At 54.5% G+C, this 18,896-nt stretch carries 16 protein-coding genes; 4 read left to right on the top strand and 12 right to left on the bottom strand.

What is annotated here, in order from left to right:
• Positions 1-12 precede the first annotated feature (12 nt).
• The 4 genes from Q4E93_RS26725 to Q4E93_RS26710 all read right to left on the bottom strand — a co-directional run bounded on the left by Q4E93_RS26725 (position 13) and on the right by Q4E93_RS26710 (position 3,894).
• Positions 13-465, bottom strand: coding sequence for a hypothetical protein (locus tag Q4E93_RS26725; protein WP_303590600.1), 453 nt, complete (start codon positions 463-465; stop codon positions 13-15).
• Positions 466-561: 96 nt separating this feature from the next.
• Positions 562-1,467 (bottom strand): lysophospholipid acyltransferase family protein, encoded by a 906-nt coding sequence (locus Q4E93_RS26720; protein WP_303590599.1) that lies wholly within the window; start codon positions 1,465-1,467, stop codon positions 562-564.
• Positions 1,468-1,543: 76 nt separating this feature from the next.
• Positions 1,544-2,428, bottom strand: coding sequence for a lysophospholipid acyltransferase family protein (locus tag Q4E93_RS26715; protein WP_303590598.1), 885 nt, complete (start codon positions 2,426-2,428; stop codon positions 1,544-1,546).
• Between the two features lie 11 nt (positions 2,429-2,439).
• Complete coding sequence (locus Q4E93_RS26710) at positions 2,440-3,894, bottom strand: RapZ C-terminal domain-containing protein (protein ID WP_303590596.1); 1,455 nt, start codon at positions 3,892-3,894, stop codon at positions 2,440-2,442.
• 54 nt (positions 3,895-3,948) lie between these two features.
• Between Q4E93_RS26710 and Q4E93_RS26705 the strand changes: the two genes are divergently transcribed.
• Positions 3,949-6,282 carry an FUSC family protein gene (locus Q4E93_RS26705; RefSeq protein WP_303590594.1) on the top strand — a complete coding sequence of 778 codons (2,334 nt, stop codon included), beginning with the start codon at positions 3,949-3,951 and terminating at the stop codon, positions 6,280-6,282.
• Here the strand turns inward: Q4E93_RS26705 and Q4E93_RS26700 are convergent.
• From Q4E93_RS26700 to Q4E93_RS26680, 5 genes are all read right to left on the bottom strand, one after another.
• Positions 6,227-8,083: a 2-oxoacid:acceptor oxidoreductase subunit alpha gene (locus tag Q4E93_RS26700; protein ID WP_303590593.1), complete on the bottom strand. Its 1,857-nt coding sequence runs from the start codon at positions 8,081-8,083 to the stop codon at positions 6,227-6,229. The genes Q4E93_RS26705 and Q4E93_RS26700 overlap by 56 nt on opposite strands.
• Before the next feature lie 624 nt (positions 8,084-8,707).
• Positions 8,708-9,937: an ABC transporter permease gene (locus Q4E93_RS26695; RefSeq protein ID WP_303590592.1), complete on the bottom strand. Its 1,230-nt coding sequence runs from the start codon at positions 9,935-9,937 to the stop codon at positions 8,708-8,710.
• 11 nt (positions 9,938-9,948) lie between these two features.
• The gene (locus Q4E93_RS26690) at positions 9,949-10,698 is read right to left on the bottom strand and encodes an ABC transporter ATP-binding protein (RefSeq protein WP_303590591.1); all 750 of its coding nucleotides are present in this window, start codon (positions 10,696-10,698) and stop codon (positions 9,949-9,951) included.
• Positions 10,695-12,014, bottom strand: coding sequence for an efflux RND transporter periplasmic adaptor subunit (locus Q4E93_RS26685; RefSeq protein ID WP_303590589.1), 1,320 nt, complete (start codon positions 12,012-12,014; stop codon positions 10,695-10,697). Before Q4E93_RS26685 ends, Q4E93_RS26690 begins: the two co-directional genes overlap by 4 nt.
• Positions 12,015-12,019: 5 nt before the next feature.
• Positions 12,020-13,369, bottom strand: coding sequence for a TolC family protein (locus Q4E93_RS26680; protein ID WP_303590588.1), 1,350 nt, complete (start codon positions 13,367-13,369; stop codon positions 12,020-12,022).
• A gap of 193 nt (positions 13,370-13,562) precedes the next feature.
• Between Q4E93_RS26680 and Q4E93_RS26675 the strand changes: the two genes are divergently transcribed.
• Both Q4E93_RS26675 and Q4E93_RS26670 read left to right on the top strand, forming a co-directional pair.
• Complete coding sequence (locus tag Q4E93_RS26675) at positions 13,563-14,147, top strand: type 1 glutamine amidotransferase domain-containing protein (protein WP_303590586.1); 585 nt, start codon at positions 13,563-13,565, stop codon at positions 14,145-14,147.
• 54 nt (positions 14,148-14,201) lie between these two features.
• Positions 14,202-15,416, top strand: coding sequence for a DUF763 domain-containing protein (locus Q4E93_RS26670; protein ID WP_303590584.1), 1,215 nt, complete (start codon positions 14,202-14,204; stop codon positions 15,414-15,416).
• Between the two features lie 26 nt (positions 15,417-15,442).
• Here Q4E93_RS26670 and Q4E93_RS26665 read toward each other — a convergent pair whose 3' ends face one another.
• Positions 15,443-15,607: a hypothetical protein gene (locus Q4E93_RS26665; RefSeq protein WP_303590582.1), complete on the bottom strand. Its 165-nt coding sequence runs from the start codon at positions 15,605-15,607 to the stop codon at positions 15,443-15,445.
• A gap of 205 nt (positions 15,608-15,812) precedes the next feature.
• Here Q4E93_RS26665 and Q4E93_RS26660 point away from each other — a divergent pair, with 205 nt between their 5' ends.
• The gene (locus tag Q4E93_RS26660) at positions 15,813-16,550 is read left to right on the top strand and encodes a DNA-formamidopyrimidine glycosylase family protein (protein WP_303590580.1); all 738 of its coding nucleotides are present in this window, start codon (positions 15,813-15,815) and stop codon (positions 16,548-16,550) included.
• Here the strand turns inward: Q4E93_RS26660 and Q4E93_RS26655 are convergent.
• A complete protein-coding gene (locus Q4E93_RS26655; RefSeq protein WP_303590579.1) occupies positions 16,547-17,701 on the bottom strand; it encodes a T9SS type A sorting domain-containing protein in 1,155 nt (384 codons plus the stop codon). The genes Q4E93_RS26660 and Q4E93_RS26655 overlap by 4 nt on opposite strands.
• Positions 17,702-17,716: 15 nt before the next feature.
• On the bottom strand, positions 17,717-18,877 hold the full coding sequence (locus Q4E93_RS26650) for an ABC transporter substrate-binding protein (protein ID WP_303590577.1): 1,161 nt from the start codon (positions 18,875-18,877) through the stop codon (positions 17,717-17,719).
• Between the last annotated feature and the right edge of the window lie 19 nt (positions 18,878-18,896).

Genomic DNA, 18,896 nt, shown 5'->3' with positions numbered 1-18,896 from the left:
TTGATTTGCTTGTTATTGACCGGGGGTTGGGGATGATGGCGGACAATTGGGGGGGCAGAGGCTGCCATGATCGTATCCGGATCCATCGGTGCCGGCCAGCGTGGTGTTTTGCGCGGGCTGTCCGGATGCGGTCGTAGCGTCGGGTGCTACGGGTGGGAATATGTCCTGGTGGCTGCCGTCGGCTGTCGTGACGGTGGGAATGAATACCAGCGTTACCTTACCCTTATAGGCGGGGTCTGGTGTTCCGGGAATGTCCACGTCCTGGGGATATTTCCCAAAATAGATCCGGATACCGTCCCCGCCATGTTCATTGATCAGGGTTTGCATATCGACCAGGGAATCAAGGGAGAACCAGACGGCCCTGGTCTTGTCGGGGGGCCAGCCTTCTTCATTTTTGTAAGTGCCAATGAGCTGCTGTGCAACAGGGGTGGAGATGCGGCTTCCGCCATCGGTGAGTGACGTCATAAAATTCAGGTTTAAATGGTTGACAAATAGGACCTGAATGTAGGAACAAACCGCCGAAAAAAAGCACCTGAACCGTACCCGTTATTTCACCCTTTTTTACACGTATTCCGGCGGGTGGTTTTCGCTGATCCACTTAGAAGCATAATCATTTTTCCACTTATGTTTCCAACGGCGGTGGCTCCAGAGCCACATGTCGGGATTGCGGCGGATGACGTCTTCCAGAAAGCGTACATATCTATGGGTGAGCTCCCCTTCGGGGAGGCTTGCGGTCTCGCAGGATCCGAGCTTCAGGGTTGCATGATAGTAGCCCCGGCGGGGTTTTTCAATATAGGCGAAGACGACCGGTAGCCCGCAGCTGCGCGCTCCTTTTTCCGGTCCGGCGACAAAGGGCGTGGGCTGTCCGAGAAAATCCAGCCACCAGGATTCTTTCGGGTTCCCGGGGGCCTGGTCGGCTACCAATGCCAGCAGGTACTGGGATTGCAGGTGGGGCTGTATCGCTTCCTTCATTTTGTTGGCGGGGAGAAATACATTGCCGGTGCGTGTGCGGAGGCGATAGAACAGCCGCTCGAAAAACTTATTTGTTATAGGCTGGTATACGACCATGATCTTATAATCTGTCAGGCCCGTGAGCACCAGCTGTCCCCATTCCCAATTGAAAGTATGGCCCAGGTGCACCTGGCAGCTGCCGCCCGATGCGTGCAGCTCCTTAAGGACGGTGGTGTCCATGGTAAATCGCTTGTTCAGGAACCGCTGGCTGGCCGACAGCAGCTTGATCACTTCCATGAAAGAGTCGATGAGGTTGCGATAGAATTTTTTGGCGATGCGGGTGCGTTCGGCCGCTGTCTTTTCGGGAAAGGCACGCTGCAGGTTGTCCATCACGACTTTTTTCCGGTAGCCGAAGGCATAATATACCAGGCCATATATTCCGTCAGCCAGGATGTACAATATACGCATGGGAAGAAGGGAGACGAGGTAAAGGAGGCCGTAAAAGAAATAATACATTGAATTTACCCGTTGGCTTGATGTAGGGTTCGGGTAAAGATAGGGCGATCAGGGTTTTATAGGTAACAGAAACCCGTTAATCTATCCACAATTTCCTGTATTCTTCTTTCCAGGGGGCTTTCCAGCGCCGGTGGCTCCAGAGCCAGAGATCGGGGTGCTCGCGGATGGCGTTTTCCAGGTAATCGCGGTAGCGGCGGGTGAGCTCGCCTTCCGGCAGCGCTGCGGGATGGTCGGCCAGGGTGGTAAAGGTTACCCGGTAATATCCTCTGCGGGTCTTGTAAAACTTTACGAACACGGCGGGGATATCGGCTATGCGGGCGCCTCTTTCCGGTCCACGGACAAAGGGGGTGGGACGTCCGAAGAAATTCAGCCAGTAGGACTGTTCGGAATGTGCAGGGGCCTGGTCTGCCACCAAAGTGAGGAGGTATTGGGTATTGCGATAGGGGATGATGGCCCGCTGCATACGGGTGGCTGGCAGGAGGATGGTGCCAGTGCGGCTTCGCAGGTGAAGGAACAGCCGTTCGAAGATCTTGTTCTCCACGGGCATATAGGCCACGATAAAAGGATACCGGCAGAGGAGGGGCATGGCCGCATTGGCGATCTCCCAGTTGAAGGTGTGGCCCAGGTGCAGCTGACATTTGCGTCCCTGGTCATAGAAATTATCCAGGATCTCCGGGTTGTCGATGGCGAAGTGTCGTTTGATAAAAGCAGGGGTGGCGGACAGCAGCTTGATGGTCTCCATAAAGCTATCCACGAAATTCCGGTAGAACTTTTTTTCGATGCGGATGAGCTCTGCCGTTGTTTTTTCGGGGAAGGCCAGCTGGAGGTTGCCCCTTACCACTTTGCGGCGGTAGCCGATGACATAGTACAACACCAGGGCCAGGCCTTCGGCCAGCGGATAGAGCAGCCACATGGGCAGGAGGGACAAAAGATATAGCGATCCATAAACTACATAATACATACGTGTACGATCTACGGTGTATTAACCCAATTCTTTCCTTCTTGTTCGATGTGATGAAGATCTACTTTCACATGAAATTTATTACGCAAATGTCTCGCCAGCGCATCTGCCGCGTAGACGCTGCGATGCTGGCCGCCTGTGCAGCCGAAATTGACGGACAAGCTTTCGAAATCCCTTTTGATATAATCTTCCACTGCGATGTCCACGATGTTGTAGATGCTGTTGAGAAATTCCGGCATACGGGTCTGTTGTTCCAGGAAGTCCTTTACTGCTTTGTCCCGGCCGGTAAGCACTTTGAACTCGGTGATCCTTCCCGGGTTCAGGATGCCCCGGCAGTCAAATACGAAGCCGCCGCCATTTCCGCTGTCATCTCCGGGGATCCCGGTTTTCTTATAGGAGAAGCTGTTGACGTGTACTACCAGCGGCGTCTGTTCTGTGGCCCGCAATGGCTCGAAACGATGGATCACATTCTCTTCCACCATGAGTCCCAGGAGCCTTTCGAACTCCGGCAGGACGATGCCCACCTGCTTGTTGGTGAGGAACCATTTGAAGTTGCGAAGGGCCAGGGGGATGCTGGTGAGGAAATGCGCTTTGCGTTCGAAAAGGCCTCTGAAGCCATAAGCACCCAGCACCTGGAGCAGGCGTATCAGCACATAGCCATTGTACTGGCTGACAAAGCGCAGCCTGTCGATCTTCTTCTCCAGCAGCGTTTCGACGAAGTCCATATAGTGTTCGAGGAGACTGGTTTTCCAGTCATCGGACAGCTCGGCCTTGGCTTGCCATAGCATCGAAGCTACGTCATACTGGAGGGCGCCTTTCATGCCGCCCTGGAAATCGATGAAGTGGGGCTGTTCATCGCGGATGAGGATGTTCCTGCTCTGGAAGTCGCGGAACATAAAATATTTGTGATCCACGTGCGTGAGATAGGTGCTCAGCGCTTCGAAGTCGTCAATAAGCTTCTCCTTGTCGTAAGGGATCTCCAGCGTGTCTAAGAAATAGTATTTGAAATAAAGCAGGTCGCTGAGGATGGCCTGTTTGCCGAATTCCCTGGACGTGATGGACCAGCTGTAGTCCAGGTCTTCGTTGCCTTTGATCTGGAGTTTTGCCAGGGCTTGCAGGCTGCGCCGGAACAGCTCATACACGTGGTCGCCGTGGCCGTGCATTTCCAGTTCGTTCAGCAGGGAGGTGTCGCCAAAATCTTCCTGTAAATAGATGGTGTAGGTCTCGTTGACCGTGTAGATCTCCGGGACGGGGCATCCTCTGGCCCTGAAATGCCGGCTGAAATGAACGAAGGTGCGATTTTCCCGCACATTCTCATTATAGGTGGCGATGTATGATCTTTCGGCTGTGTGGATGCGAAAGTACATCCGGTTGCTGCCTGATTGCGGTATTTTTTCCAGCGTGGTAACAGGGGCCGGATCATAGGTGCGTAATAGCTCCCGGATGTCTTCGATGGTAGTTGTCATAATCGGTTTCTGGGGCGTAAAAATAATGCTATTTGGCGGTGAATTGTCGTTGTCATGGTATCTTTATATGAGGCAATGGATTATATCAGGGAATATAAAAGCTTCATCAATAGCCATAATCTCAACGGGGCTATCCGCATTACGGCGGGGATCACCATTCCGGCCATCCTGCTGAGCTACTTTAATAATCTTTCCGTGGGCATTGCGGTATCTATTGGCGCCATGTGCGTGGCCAATACGGACAACCCGGGTCCCATCCATCATCGCCGTAACGGCATGATCGCCGGCATCATCATTATTTTCATTGCTGCTTTGCTGACGGGAATGGTGTCCGGCTCGGGCCTGCTGACGGGCGTCCTGGTCTTTGTTTTCTGCTTTTTGTTTTCCATGATGAGCATTTATGGCAACCGGGCGAGCTCCATTGGCGTCAATGCTTTGCTGGTCATGGTATTGAGCATCGACCGGCCGCAGCATGGATGGGAAAGCCTTATCAATGCGCTGTATATACTGGCAGGAGGTACCTGGTATACGGTGCTCAGCCTGCTACTCTACAGCTTCCGTCCTTATAAGCTGATACAACAGGCGCTGGGGGATTGTGTGGAGTCCACGGCCGACTATCTCCGTATCAAGGCTTCTTTTTATGCGAAGGAAGTGGACTATGACAGGAGTTACCGGCAGCTGGTGGACCGCCAGATCGACCTGCATGAGAAGCAGGAGCTGCTGAGGGAGCTGCTGTTCAAAAGCCGCGATATTGTCCGTGAGTCGACGCATACGGGCAGGGTGCTGGTCATGATATTCCTGGATATCGTGGACCTTTTTGAGAGGGTGATGACGTCCCAGCAGGATTACCAGCTATTGCATCGCAGCTTCGACGAGAGCGGGCTGCTGTCAGCGTTCCGGGGGGTGATCCTGGACATGGCCATTGAGCTGGATGAGATCGGCGTAGCGGTCAAAAGCGGTAAGCCGTCCGTGGAGACCCCTCATCTTGCCGCCCGGATCAAAAAGCTGAGGGAGACATTTATCCATTACCGGGACCAGCATCGCAGGGCGGAGAACGTGGAGGGGTTCATCGGGCTGCGTCATATACTGGAGAGCCTGGAGGATATCGGGGATCGTCTGCATACCCTGCATGGATATACGACTTATGACCGCCGCCTGAGCAAGGATGATCAGCCGCCCGTGGATTATGAGCAGTTCATCACCCACCAGGACATCGATAAAAAGCTCGTTTTTGAGAATCTCTCCCTGCGCAGCCATATTTTCCGGCATTCATTACGGGTGAGCATCGCTACGATCGCGGGCTATATCATCTCCGGCTTCCTGCCTTTCGGGCATGGGTACTGGATCCTGCTGACCATCATCGTGATCCTCAAGCCGGCCTACAGTCTTACCAAAAAAAGGAATTTCGAGCGGCTGATGGGCACATTGGCGGGGGCATTAGCGGGGCTGCTCATCCTGTATTTCATCCACGACAGGAATGTGCTGTTCGTGCTGATGATATTGTTCATGATCGGGACCTATGTTTTTATCCGGACGAACTACCTGGTCTGCGTGACGTTGATGACGCCCTATGTGCTGCTGCTGTTCCACCTGCTGTACCCCGCCGACTTCAGGAGCGTCCTGTCCGACAGGGTGATCGATACGGCCATCGGCTCGGCCCTGGCTTTCCTGGCCAATATCTTCATCGTTCCTTCCTGGGAGCGGGAACAGCTAAGCGACTATATGATCAGGATCATCGAGGCGAATGCCGCTTATTTACGGGATGTTGCCGGCGCTTTTTTGGGGAAGCCGGCCAGCGTGACACAATATAAGCTTTCACGCAAGGATGCTTTCGTGGCTTTGGCTAATCTCTCCGATGCTTTTGGACGGATCTTGTCGGAGCCTCGGGGCAAGCGGGAAGAGGCGGGGAGGATGCACCAGTTCGTCGTGTCCAATCATATGCTGACCTCGCATATCGCCACGTTGTCTTATTATGCGCTGCCCCAGTCTACGGGATATGCAAATCCCGGGTTGTACCAGCCGGTGGTCGATGGGATACTCGACTGCCTGGAGGATGCTGCTGCAGGATTGAAAGCGTCGGAGAATGGCGTAGATGGGAAAGGGGCGGGGCCTGAGGACAACGGCATGGGAGTGATGGCAAGGCAAGACCTCCGTCTTCTGAACGACCAGCTGAATGCTTTGCTGGAACAACGAAGAGCGGAGCTGGGGAGCGGTCTTATCGACAGCGATACCCGGCGGCAGCTGTCGGGATTAAAGCCTGTGGTGGATCAGTTCAACTTTATTGCAAAAGTGGTATCGAACATCGGCAGATTGAGCCGCGAGCTTTCTCCTGCTAATTATTCCCGCCCAACATCTCCCGGATCTTCAATACCAGTTCCGTCTTCGTGATAGGCACGCCCATGATCTTATGGTAGCCTTTTGCATCCACGAAATATTTGTCGCGGATAATTTTGATCAGCTGGCCATTGTTGATCTCGGGTATCAGCACCTGGCTGAAATTTTTCAGGATGTCGCCCAGGTTCTTCGGGAAGGGGCGCATGTGGCGCAGGTGAGCGTGGGAGACGGCATAGCCTTCATTTTGCAGCTCCGTCACGGCGCTTTTTATGGATCCGTAGGTACTACCCCAGCCCAGGATCAGCAACTCGCCTTTCTCCGGACCGCTGTCCAGCCGTTGTAAGGGGATATATTCGGCTATCTTCTCTACTTTTTCTTCGCGGATCTTTACCATCAGCTGGTGGTTCTCCGGGTCGTAGCTTACGTTGCCGGTGATGTTTTGTTTTTCGAGTCCGCCGATGCGATGTTCCAGGCCGGGGGTGCCGGGTATGGCCCAGGGCCGCACCAGCTTTTCATCCCGGAGATAAGGCTGGAACCTGTCTTCGCCGTGCCCCAGCTCTGTCTTGAATTTCACTTCGATGGGGATCAGGTCCTCGCTTTTCGGAAATTTCCAGGGCTCGGCGCCATTGGCGATATACCCGTCGCTGAGGAAGATGACGGGCGTCATATGGGTGACGGCGATGCGGACGGCTTCGTATACGGCGTCAAAGCAATCGCTGGGAGTAGATGCCGAGATGATGGGCATGGGGCACTCCCCGTTGCGGCCGTAGTAGGCTTGCAGCAGGTCGCTTTGTTCCGTCTTGGTAGGGAGGCCGGTGGAGGGGCCGCCCCTTTGCACGTCTATGATGAGCAGGGGGATCTCCAGCATGACGGCCAGCCCCATGGCTTCCGCCTTTAAGGCCATGCCCGGGCCCGATGTGGTCGTGATGCCCAGGGAGCCTCCGTAAGCGGCGCCGATGGCGGAGGTGATGCCCGCTATCTCATCTTCCGCCTGGAAGGTCCGCACGCCGAATGACTTATGGCGGCTGAGCTCGTGCAGGATGTCGGAAGCGGGGGTAATGGGATAGGAGCCCAGAAAGAGGGGCAGGCCGCTTTTTTGAGCTGCGGCGATGAGGCCATAGGCCAGGGCCTGGTTGCCCATGATGGAACGGTAGACGCCGGGCGCCATTTTTGCCTTTTCCACCCGGTAGGTGGTGGTGAAGGTCTCGGTGGTGTCGCCATAGTTGAAGCCGGCCTGGAGCGCCTTGATGTTGCTCTCGAGGATCTCCGGTTTCTTTCCGAACTTATCTTTCAGGAATTGGATGGTGGTGGCCATGTCGCGGTTGTACATCCAATAAAGGAATCCCAGGACGAACATATTTTTGGCCCGGTCCTTTTCTTTTGTGCCCAGGGTAATTTCCTTCAACGCTTCGCGGGTCATTTTGGTCACGTCGACCTTTATGACCGTATAATTATCCAGGCTGTTGTCTTCCAATGGGTTGATGCCATCGGGGTAATTGGCCAGGCGGAGGTTTTTGCTGTCGAAGCCTTCCAGGTTGGCGATGATCTTCCCGCCTTTTTTGAGGCCTTTCAGGTTGGCTTTCAGGGCGGCGGCGTTCATGGCTACGAGGACATCGCATTCGTCGCCGGGGGTGAAGACCTTGTCGCTGGAGAAACGGAGCTGATAGCCGCTGACGCCGGGGAGGGTGCCCTGGGGGGCGCGGATCTCCGCTGGGAAATCAGGGAATGTAGCCAGGTCGATGCCCAGGAGGGCGGTGTTGTTGGTGAACTGGCTTCCTGTCAGTTGCATGCCGTCGCCGGAGTCGCCGGCGAATTTTATGACTACGTCCTGGAGGACTTCTTCTTTACGGTTCATGAGGCAAAGGTAAGATTTCGGTTGGTTTCGGGATTTCGGGATTTTAGGATGGGGATTTGTTAGGTGCTTTGAAGTTTTTTCTGCTGTGCTATTTGCCGCAGCTATGAGCCTTCCGTCGCTGTACTTTCCTCTCTCCGATCGATTTCGGTGAAACATTGGACCAGGACTATTGCCGGGCATTGAGACATATTTCTTCCATCGGAAAGATAAGGCTCCTTCAGGCCATAGCTGACGGCTTGGCCGCGGAGGGGGCCAGGGGGGATTTCGTAGGGGAGCCGATTGTAGTGGGAGGGATTTGACAAGTGGGACGAGTTCGCAAGTGGGACGAGTTCGAAGGTGATAGAGGTTGGCGGCTTGCCATTCCGTGGCCTTGAGGTCGACCCTGCCCTGGCGTCCGCCTTAATTTCGATGGTAGAGATTTGTACAGCTGTTCAAAAGTACGTCGGCCCAAGTAGAATTGATGCTGACAGAAGAGATAACCGAGCGTAGCGAAGGTTACGGCCGAGGAGGAGCGTGTCGAAGCAGCTCCGACGAAGGACTCAGCGGCAGAAGGGTTAGGGTCGCCGAAAAAAGCGGAGAAGCAAAAACCTTCCAACGCCTATATAAAACTAAGCCCCAGCAAACCTATTCATACCGCAACGCCTCGATCGGATCCAGCCGGCTGGCTTTCAGCGCCGGATAATACCCGAAAAAGACGCCGGTGATAGCGCAGACGAGGAAGGAGAGGACGATGGAAGATTCGGAGATCAGGGTCGGCCAGGACAGCAAGGCGGTGATCAGCAGGGAGGAGACGATGCCCAGGCCGATGCCAATGAGTCCGCCGGTCACGCTGATGACGATGGCCTCTATGAGGAATTGCATGAGGATGTCGATGCCGCGGGCGCCGATGGACATGCGGAGGCCTATTTCCTTGGTGCGTTCCGTCACGGAAACGTACATGATATTCATGATGCCGATGCCGCCGATGACGAGGGAGATGCCTGCGATGGCAGTCAGCAGGACGGTGAGCAGCTGGCTGGTGGAATTCAGGGTGTTCAGCAGCTCCTGCATGGTACGGATGGAAAAGTCGTCGTCCTCGTCGCTGCGGAGCCGGTGGGAGGTGCGGAGGATCTCCGTGATCTCTTTGGTTGCGGTGTCGGAGGTGGCTTCACTGGTGGAGGAAGCATAGATGCTTTGGAAATAAATGGTGGCTAAAATTCTTTTTTGCACGGTGGTATACGGCGCCAGGATGACGTCGTCCTGGTCCTGTCCGAAGCTGCTCACGCCTTTGACCTTGAGCACGCCGATGACGGTGAGGGGGATCTTTCCAAACCGGATAATCTTTCCGATGGGATTGACGCCGGGATCGAATAGGTTATTGATCACCGTTTGTCCCAGGACACAGACCTTGGCAGCTTCGGCTACATTCTGGTCTGAGAAGATGATGCCGTCTCTCAGTATGAGCTTACGAATGTCGAAATAATCCGGGGAGACGCCCTGAAGCTGAGTGGGCCAGTTCTTAGCCCCGTTGATGGCCTGGCCATTGGTGGAGGACACGGGTGACACGGCGCCGAGGAACTCGCTTTTTTTCTGCAGGGCCTTTACGTCCGCGAGGGTAAGGGTCTGCAGGCTGCTGGCGCCCAGGCGGACGCCTCCGGGCATACCCATATTGTTGCTGGCTGGCTGGACGGTGATCATATTGGATCCCATAGATGACAGCTGCTCCTGGATGCTTTGTTTGCTTCCCTGTCCGATGGCTACCATCGCTATGACCGCCGCGACGCCGATGATGATGCCCAGCATGGTGAGGAAGGCGCGGAGCTTATTCCGCTGCAGCGCTCTCAGGGCGACCCGTATGAGATTCAATGGATGCATAGCTGCTGGTATTAATAATCGTCCGATACGGGCAGCGCGGCCAGCGCTTCCCGGGCGGAACGCACATTTTCGTTCTTAAAATCCTTTTGCACTTTCCCGTCGCGCAACAGGACGGTGCGGCTGCTGAAGGCGGCGATATCCGGCTCGTGGGTTACGAAGAGGATGGTCTTACCCTGTTGCTGATTGAGCTCCTGGATCAGGGCCATGATCTCGTAGCTGGTGCGGGTGTCCAGGTTGCCCGTGGCTTCATCGGCCAGGATCATCACCGGCTCGTTCACCAGGGCCCGGGCGATGGCTACCCGTTGCTGCTGGCCTCCCGACAGCTGATTGGGGAGGTGGTCCAGCCTGTCGCCCAGCCTGACGGATTCCAGGGCTTTGACCGCCCGTTCCCTCCGCTGGACTGCGGTGACCGAGGAATCATAGAAGAGGGGGAGCTCTACATTTTCCAGGGCGCTGGTGCGGGCCAGGAGATTGTAGGACTGGAATACAAAGCCGATCTTCCTGTTGCGCAGGCGGGCCAGCTCGTTACGGGACAAGGATCCCACGTCCACGCCATCCAGCAGGTAGACGCCATCGGTGGGCTTGTCCAGGCAGCCGAGCGTGTTGAGCAGGGTGGTTTTACCTGAGCCGCTGCTGCCCATGATGGTGACGAACTCCCCGGGGAAAACATCAAAGGACACGCCTTTCAGGGCCCTGACGACCTCCGTGCCCATCTGGAACTCACGGCGAATGTTCTGTATGGATAGGATCGCGTTGCTCATCTTACTCCACGGCCTCCCGGACGTCTGGTGGGTCTTGCGGGCATGAAAGGACTTTTCGCGGCGGCGCCTGTTTTACCGGAGACTACCTGCTCGGCCCCGGTGACCACCACGTCGGACGGTGTCAATCCTTCCAGCACCTGCACCTGTGTATCGTTGTTGATACCAGTGCGGATCTTTTTCTGCACCAGCCTGGTACTGTCCGTCAGCACCCAGACATGGGCTATCTCCGATGCCTGTGCGCGGGAGCTGTCCCTGACCTTGGCGGTGCTGGTATCTCTTTTCCGCAGCTTGCCGCTGCCTGTGATGCTGTCCGCTCCGGACGCAGCACGATGCATATGGGTTCTTTTTTTCCCGCTGGCGCCGGCCGAGCTGTCGGCAATGATGGTATATTTTTTTGCCAGTGAAGCGTCCGGCTCAAATTTCAAGGCTTTGGCGGAGATAAGCAGCGCGCTGTCGATCTCTTTGGTGTAGATGGTCACATTGGCCGTCATGCCCGGCTTCAGCTTCTGATCGTCGTTGGGGGCGAAGATGATGGTGGTATAGGTCACCACATTGGCCGATGTGACGGGTTTCAGGCGGATCTCTTCCACCGAGCCCTGGAACACATCGTCCAGGAATGCATCCACCGTGAAGGTGACGCGCTGGCCATGCTGTACGTTGCCGATGTCCGCCTCGTCCACGTTGGCCTGCACCTGCATTTTGGTGATGTCTTTGGCGAGGGTGAAGAAGGTAGGGGTATTGAAGCTGGCCGCCACCGTCTGGCCTACGCTGATATTGCGTGTCAGGATTACCCCGTCCATGGGAGAAAAGATATCCGTATAGGAAAGATTTTTTTCGGAGGAGGCCAATTGGGCTTTGGCGCTCTCCACCTGCGCTTTGGCATTATTCAGCAAATAAGTGGCGTTGTCATAATCGGCTTTGGAGATGGCGCCGGTCTTGAACAGCAGCTCCTGCCGGCCGAAGTTGCTCTGCTGGTAAATGAGCTGGCTTTGGGCTGACTGTACCGAAGCCTTATTCTGGTTTACGGCGGCCATGAACAGGGATTTGTCCAATTGCGCCAGCAGCTGTCCCTTCTTAACTTTTGCGTTGAAGTCCGTGTACAGGGCGCTGATGATCCCGGACACCTGCGAGCCTACGGTCACGGTATCCACGGGCTGGATATTCCCCGTGGCCGTGACACTTTGGGAGATATAGCCGATCTGCGGAGCTTCCGTCTGCAATACCACCTGCGCTTCTTTCTTCCGGAAAAAGAGTAGCCATACCGCTGCGATCGCGGCGAGAAGGATAATGATAATGATGATACCGCGTTTGTTCATATTCGTTATAATTTAATCGGCACTCCCCTGTAAAAATCATAGATCCGGATGGTGAGCGCCGCATTGTATTTGGCCTGCACGTATTGCTGATATGCTTGCGTATAGAGGTTCTTCTGAATAAGGTAGTCGACGGTGGCGATGGCGCCCACTTTCAGCTGCTCGTTGGCGATGCGGTAGCTTTCTTTTGTCGCCGTCAGCTGTTCCACCGCCGCGTCGTATTGTCCCTGGGCGTTGACTACATTCACATAGGCCTGTTCTACCTGGAGGCTCAGGTTATTCTTAATGTTCTTTTGATCCAGCTGCGCCTGGTCGATCTGGATCCGCGCTTTTTCCACGTTGGTACGAACGACCCTGCGGGTGAAGATGGGGATGGAGAGGGAAAGGCCTATCTGCTGATAGAAGCTATTGTCCAGCTGTTGAAGAATGCCCGGATCACCTCCGGAATGGTTGGCTCCGATGGAGCCGGAGCCTGTAAGGGTGGGGCGAAATCCGGACTTTGCCAGCTGCAGGTCTGTGCGTGCAATGTCAACATTGATATCGCCGATCTTTACTTCCGGCCTGACTGCCAGGGCTTGCTGCTGGACTTCGCGCAGGTCAGGCACCAGCGCTTTGGATATCAGCGTATCCGGCTCCTGCACCTGAAACTCCACTGCCGAAGGCAGTTGCAGCAATTGCTTGAGCGAGATGATGTTTTGCCTGTGGGTGTTCTGCGCGGTGACCAGCGAATATTTATCATTGGCATTCTGCGCCTGCAGCTGAGCCAGGTCTTTGAGGGCGATGGTACCGACATCATATTTCTGCCGGGCCTGTTTCACCTGTTCGGCCGAGGTGTTCACCAGGTCCTGAAGGTAGATGATGTTTTCTTTTGCCAGCAGGATATTCAGGAAAGCCTGGGTAACGTTGAGCGTAAGGTCATTTTCCTGCTGCAGGATGTCAAGTCCGGCCGTCTGTGTCAGCAGCTGTTTTTCCCGGATATTATTGCGCAGGTACCCACCCTGGTAAACGATGATGGATGAATTGAGGCTATAATTACCATTCTCGGTGACTTTCCTGCCGCCATAGCCGCCGGAGCCGTTGGCCTGTTTGCGATAGGTCAGGTAGCCGGATGCGGCGCCAGCCAGGTCGGGTTCCATCGCGGCTTTTGCGCCGAGCAGGTCCTGCTGTGCGGATGCCTGCTGGAGGCGGAAAGTATTAATGGTGATATTATTCTTAATGGCGTACTCCAGGCAATTCTGCAGGTCCCACCGGGCGGGAAGGTTTTGCAAGGCAGTATCCGTCGTCACTGTCTGGGCTCCTGAGGGATGGATACCAGCAAAAAAGATCAATGATAAGACAGCCGCCTTGCGTTTCCACATATCGACCGGGGTTTAGTTACAGTTGTTGGTGATTGACAGGGAGGGTTTGAGCAAAGGGCAGGCCAGAACGTACCAGGATCCTCCCAGTCCCCCAAATATAGGTCATTTGACGTTTTACACCGGTGGATGTGGCCGCCCTCCTGGCTGCCGGCATGGTATCCTTTTTGAGGCGGTGTCTGAAAAATATATAGGTATGGCAACATTATCAGGCAAGAAGGTCGCTATCCTCACGGAGAACGGCTTTGAAGAAGTAGAGCTTACCAGTCCCAAAAAGGCTTTGGAGGAAGCCGGCGCCGAGGTGAAGATCGTTTCGCCGCAGAAAGAAAAAGTGAAGGCCTGGGACCATGATCACTGGTCCATTGAGCTACCGGTGGATATTCAGCTGGAGAGTGCGCAGGCGGAGGATTTTGATGCCCTTGTCCTTCCCGGAGGGGTATTGAATCCCGATCAGCTGCGGCTGAATAAGAAAGCTGTGGAATTCGCGCAACATTTCCTGGAGAGCGGCAAGCCGGTGGCGGCTATCTGTCATGGACCTCAATTGCTGATAGAGACGGGTCTGATAGAAGGAAGGAATATGACCTCCTATCCTTCTTTGCGTACCGACCTGCAAAATGCGGGCGTGCTTTGGGTTGACAAGGAGGTCGTCACCGACAATGGGCTGGTGACCAGCCGTACGCCCAGGGACCTGGAAGCTTTTAACAGGAAAACCATCGAAGAGGTGAAGGAAGGGCAGCATTCCCCTGTGGCCTATAGCCATTCGACCGCTCACCAGGGGTGAGATTGATCTTTTGGGGGTGTGGATTATTGCCCATAATTTGCTAATTTCGTTAGTATGAAACGCTCGGGCGCCGCAGATCTTCCCTTACATTATGGCTATGTTCCAACCTGGTTGTCCGAACGTATGGCCAAGCTGGGGCTGGCCATTACGGAAGCATTGATCGCCGATTATGGCAAGACGGAGGTGATCCGGCGGCTCAGCGATCCTTTTTGGTTCCAGAGCCTTGGCGCCGTCATGGGTATGGACTGGCATTCTTCCGGCGTTACCACTTCGGTGATGGGCGCTTTAAAGAGGGCTATCAACCCGCACTCGCGGGAACTGGGGATCTATATCTGCGGGGGAAAGGGAAAATTTTCGCGGCAGGCGCCGGAGGAGATACGGAAAGTCTGCGAAAGCACGGGTCTGGATGGCGATGCGTTGGTGAGATGCAGCAAGCTGAGCGCGAAAGTTGATAATACGGCCGTTCAGGACGGGTTTCAATTGTACATGCACAGTTTTGTCCTCAGCGATGAGGGGCAGTGGACGGTGATCCAGCAGGGGATGAGCGAAGGCAATTCGATGGCCAGGCGCTACCACTGGCATTCGGCCAATCTCGCTTCATTTGTAAATGGCCCTCATACTGCCATTTGCGGGGCTAACCAGGGCATGATCCTCAACATGGCGGATACGGCGGCCAACCCTGCCCGTAATGGCGTGCTTACCATCAGCCGGGAGAAGCCGGAGCATATGATGCAGGATATACAGCAGCTGGTAATGCCTTCGCATCATGACGTTCGTACAGAAGATGTGGACCTGAAAAGACTGGGCGCCGTATTATGGCTGGCCCATGAAAAGCAGCCTTCCGATTTCGAAGAACTATTGTTGCTGGAAGGCGTCGGACCGCGTACGTTGCAATCACTGGCATTGGTGAGCGAAGTGATCCATGGAACGCCTGTGCGGTTCAGGGACCCTGCGCGGTTTGCATTTGCGCATGGAGGGAAGGATGGTCATCCCTTTCCCGTGCCTATAAAAGTATATGACGAGACGATCAGCATTTTGCAGACGGCTGTGCATAAAGCAAAGGTCGGGCAGTCCGATAAGAAAGAGGCGATCCGGCAGCTAAGTGAGCTGGCGCGTAAGGCAGAAAAGGATTTTACGCCTACCGGGGGGCTCGACCAGCTCATAGAAAAAGAACGGGACGAGTCCTGGATGCATGGGGGAAGGACCGTTTTTGGCAAAGCACGACCGCCTGCGGGTCGATCCAGGGTCCAGCAGCTGCGTATGTTCTGAGATTGCGTCTGTTCGACGGATACCTATCACCTGGAAGAGGTCTTCCGCTGTCGCCTTACCGGCTTTATTTCCGGATTTTTAGCAATCAATACGTTCGCTTTGCCTTCCGTGGCCTGTACGGACAACCATTTGGACATTAATTTTTTCAATGCCCTGGCCTTTTGCGCCTTTTGTTCAGGGGTGTCAAACATAATCAGAATTCCTTTAACCGTGATCTAAGAGATAAGGCCCTAAAATTAAGGCGCGATCATCGCTTAGATTTTTTCCCCGTGTCGCGATTTAAATTTTTAATGGTTTTATTTAGGGCTGCCCTGTATCGAAACCTTAGATGATTGTAGTATTCGAACGAATGTCCCGGGTCTGGCTTTTGCATTACTTCCAAAAATAATATGTTTTATGCCGGAAGGTCCATCCATTGTCATTTTAAAAGAGCAGGTGCAAGGTTTTAAAGGGAAGAAAATACTGGAGGTCACCGGCAATACAAAAACGATAGATAAGACATTGCTGGCAGGCCGGAAAGTGGTTGATCTCAGGAGCTGGGGCAAGCATTTTCTTATCTGCCTGCCGGAACAAACGATCCGCATACATTTTATGCTTTTCGGGTCTTACAGCATTGATGAAAAGACGAAGGCCCATCCCCGGCTATGCCTCCGCTTTGCAAGGGGCGCCCTGTATTTTTATGCCTGCTCGGTGAAGCTGCTGGAAGCTGCTGCCGATGAGGTCTATGACTGGAGCGCCGATGTGATGAACGATCAATGGGATCCCCGCAAGGCCCGGAAAAAATTAAAAGAGATGCCGGATTCGTTGGTCTGCGACGCTTTGCTGGACCAGGATGTTTTTGCAGGGGTAGGCAATATCATCAAGAATGAAGTGCTCTTTCGCATCCGTGTTCATCCGCTGAGCAAGGTAGGCGCCTTACCGCCCCGCAAGCTGACGGAGATGATAAAAGAGGCCCGGAATTACAGTTTTGATTTCCTGCGATGGAAAAAAGCGTTTGAATTGAGAAAGCATTGGCTGGCGCATACCAAAAAGATCTGCCCCCGGGACGGCAACCCACTGGTGAAAGTAGCCAAACTGGGGAAGCGGCAACGCCGGGCCTTTTATTGTGAAAAATGCCAGGTACTGTATGATTAGTCGGTCTTCAGCAAGCGGACGGTTCCTGTTTTTTCATGTGTGGCAAGGCTCAGCTGGTAGATGCCTTTTCCAAGGCCCTGGAAAAAGAGCAGCGGTAATATATTATTCCCTTTTTGGAGATGCACCGATCGGACGAGTATCTTTCGTCCATACATATCCGTCACCGTGAGCAGGGCGATGGCCGGGGTGTTGGAGGGGACGGTCAGCGTCGTGGTGTTTGTCATGGGATTGGGGTAGGCGGTGAGATCAAGGGCGCCGGAAGGAACGCCGATGCTGATGATGGGGCTATAGGTAAAACGGCCATCCATGTCTGCCATTTTCAGGCGATAAAAATACCTGGGGGCTGCAGGTGCGGGGAGGTCGTCGACGAACGCATAGTTCACCGGGGATCTGCTGTTACCGGATGCCCGGACTTTTCCTACTGCTTCGTAATTTGTTGCGTCTGCCGCACGTTGTATCTCGAACCAGGCTGTATTTTGTTCCAGTAGCGTGGTCCAATGCAGGAGGACGGTGTTGTCCTGGCGCTGTCCGCTGAAAAGGTCAAGGGTAAGGGGAAGGGGGACGGCCGCGGATATATCTATTTCATCGATCACGGCGAAGCTGACGACTGCGCTGGTGCTGCCTGCCTGGGTGAACCTGAATTCCGTGACATTGCTGAAGGCGGCTATGGCGCTGACATCGAAGTTTGTCCAGGTGCTAGTGGTGATGCCCGTAATGGTTTTGATGGCGCCCGTCACGGCTGTGCCGTTGCGATAACCAGTGAGCGTCATGTCTGCGGAGGCACCGGAAAAAAGGTTGACCTTGAGATAAGCATGGTTCAGCTTAAATGCGGAGCCGTCATTACTAAGGGTAGCCAAACTTGTGACGGCGAAGCCCAATGTCGACCGGTTCATCCGGATGCAAACATCACTTGCCCCCGTGACGCCGGCTGAACTTATGGATGCCGATATAAATCCCCCGTCGGTAGACAATGTAAAATTCCAGCCCAGGGAGCCAACATTCGAGGCTGTTGCGGGGGAAGACGCGCCTGCAAAAAGTGCTCCTGTCGTCAGGGAGTTGAAATTCGTGGTGCCTATGGAAGGAGCTGTCGCGTAGCAGGTATGCGCCATCAGGAGGCTGACGGCGAGGATCAGGTGAAATGATGGTTTCATGTTGTTTCATTTTTGTCAAACACACAAGTAAGGGTTTTGCCAACCACTGGAAAAGGGCTGTTGGGTGATGAGAGAAGGGGCATTCCATTCTATTCCGGTCAATATTTCAATGATCTTGTTAGGATGCTGGTCAGCTGCAGGGGCGATGACGGACTGCCTTATATACACGGGCATTTGCGTTTGAAGGGGGCGGGTGGAAAGGCTAAGCTTGCCCCGGGGGCCGGTCGGCCGGGCATTTTCCAGGGCATTGGCCAGGCTGGCGCCGTCGATCTTTCCGGGGATGGTCTGAACGGCGGCGGCCAATGCAAGTCCCGCCTCATAAGCCAATAGGGTAAAAGCATGGGGGTATTCATCAAAGCGTGCCTGGTATCCTTCTACAAATTGCCTGTTGGCTACAGTGTCCAGGTCCCGGGACCAGGTGATGGCGTTGTGCATAGCTGTGCCGTCGGTGATCCCGGAAGGCAAGCCATCCTCCACGATGAAGGGGTTGACCGTCAACGCTATTTTCGAATGCAGGCCCTGTTCGTTGAACAGCCGGAGAAAAAGCTCTCCTTCTTTTCCCGACAACAGCGCATGGGCGTGGGCGGGTTGTTGTGCAATGAGGTATTGAATAAGTGGTCTCACGTCCGGCAAAGGAGCAAAGTTTTTGACGATGTTCAGTTTTACCGTTTCGGCCCCGGCGGCTGCTACGCCCGCCTTAAAAGTCTCATGGAGGCTGTAACCGGCCTCATATATGGACAGATTGATAGCCGGCTCCCCTCCGTATTTCTTTTGCGCCCATCTACCTATTGCCCATTGACTTTTCCAGAGATGCAGGCTGTTGTACAGCAGATAGGGGGACTGCAGGTCGCTGGTAGGGATATCGGCTCCCAGGTTCAGCAAGAGGAGAGGGGTCCGCCGCTGCTCCAACAGCGGTATAATGCTGCGGGCAACTTTAGTGCTGACAACCCCCATCACCAGGTCCACCTCGTCATAGAGCAATAGTTTTTTCAGGGCATCTTCCGTGTCCCTGAGACTTCCTGTCTGGATGAAGGCCGGGTGAGGGGCGAGAACGATGTCCCCGCGCCCGTCACCCCAACCCAGGGCCAACCCCTGCTGAAGATCCTTTTTCAGGTGCGTGAAAATACCCGAGTAAGGGAATAGCCATCCCAGTTTCAGCTGTTGGTTTTTGGGCATACTTATACCTGAAGCCGCC

Origin of the sequence: Flavitalea plasmicola (assembly GCF_030546645.1) — a bacterium.
Taxonomy (GTDB): domain Bacteria; phylum Bacteroidota; class Bacteroidia; order Chitinophagales; family Chitinophagaceae; genus Puia.
This window is presented reverse-complemented; position numbering and strand designations above follow the sequence as displayed.

Excerpts from the sequence above, each read along its gene's own strand:
- Q4E93_RS26710 (WP_303590596.1), bottom strand. The coding sequence starts at position 3,894 with ATGACAACTACCATCGAAGACATCCGGGAGCTATTACGCACCTATGAT.
- Q4E93_RS26655 (WP_303590579.1), bottom strand. The coding sequence starts at position 17,701 with ATGAAACCATCATTTCACCTGATCCTCGCCGTCAGCCTCCTGATGGCG.
- Q4E93_RS26680 (WP_303590588.1), bottom strand. The coding sequence starts at position 13,369 with ATGTGGAAACGCAAGGCGGCTGTCTTATCATTGATCTTTTTTGCTGGT.
- Q4E93_RS26700 (WP_303590593.1), bottom strand. The coding sequence starts at position 8,083 with ATGAACCGTAAAGAAGAAGTCCTCCAGGACGTAGTCATAAAATTCGCC.
- Q4E93_RS26715 (WP_303590598.1), bottom strand. The coding sequence starts at position 2,428 with ATGTATTATGTAGTTTATGGATCGCTATATCTTTTGTCCCTCCTGCCC.
- Q4E93_RS26665 (WP_303590582.1), bottom strand. The coding sequence starts at position 15,607 with ATGTTTGACACCCCTGAACAAAAGGCGCAAAAGGCCAGGGCATTGAAA.
- Q4E93_RS26670 (WP_303590584.1), top strand. The coding sequence starts at position 14,202 with ATGAAACGCTCGGGCGCCGCAGATCTTCCCTTACATTATGGCTATGTT.
- Q4E93_RS26685 (WP_303590589.1), bottom strand. The coding sequence starts at position 12,014 with ATGAACAAACGCGGTATCATCATTATCATTATCCTTCTCGCCGCGATC.
- Q4E93_RS26650 (WP_303590577.1), bottom strand. The coding sequence starts at position 18,877 with ATGCCCAAAAACCAACAGCTGAAACTGGGATGGCTATTCCCTTACTCG.
- Q4E93_RS26690 (WP_303590591.1), bottom strand. The coding sequence starts at position 10,698 with ATGAGCAACGCGATCCTATCCATACAGAACATTCGCCGTGAGTTCCAG.
- Q4E93_RS26675 (WP_303590586.1), top strand. The coding sequence starts at position 13,563 with ATGGCAACATTATCAGGCAAGAAGGTCGCTATCCTCACGGAGAACGGC.
- Q4E93_RS26695 (WP_303590592.1), bottom strand. The coding sequence starts at position 9,937 with ATGCATCCATTGAATCTCATACGGGTCGCCCTGAGAGCGCTGCAGCGG.
- Q4E93_RS26705 (WP_303590594.1), top strand. The coding sequence starts at position 3,949 with ATGGTATCTTTATATGAGGCAATGGATTATATCAGGGAATATAAAAGC.
- Q4E93_RS26660 (WP_303590580.1), top strand. The coding sequence starts at position 15,813 with ATGCCGGAAGGTCCATCCATTGTCATTTTAAAAGAGCAGGTGCAAGGT.
- Q4E93_RS26720 (WP_303590599.1), bottom strand. The coding sequence starts at position 1,467 with ATGTATTATTTCTTTTACGGCCTCCTTTACCTCGTCTCCCTTCTTCCC.
- Q4E93_RS26725 (WP_303590600.1), bottom strand. The coding sequence starts at position 465 with ATGACGTCACTCACCGATGGCGGAAGCCGCATCTCCACCCCTGTTGCA.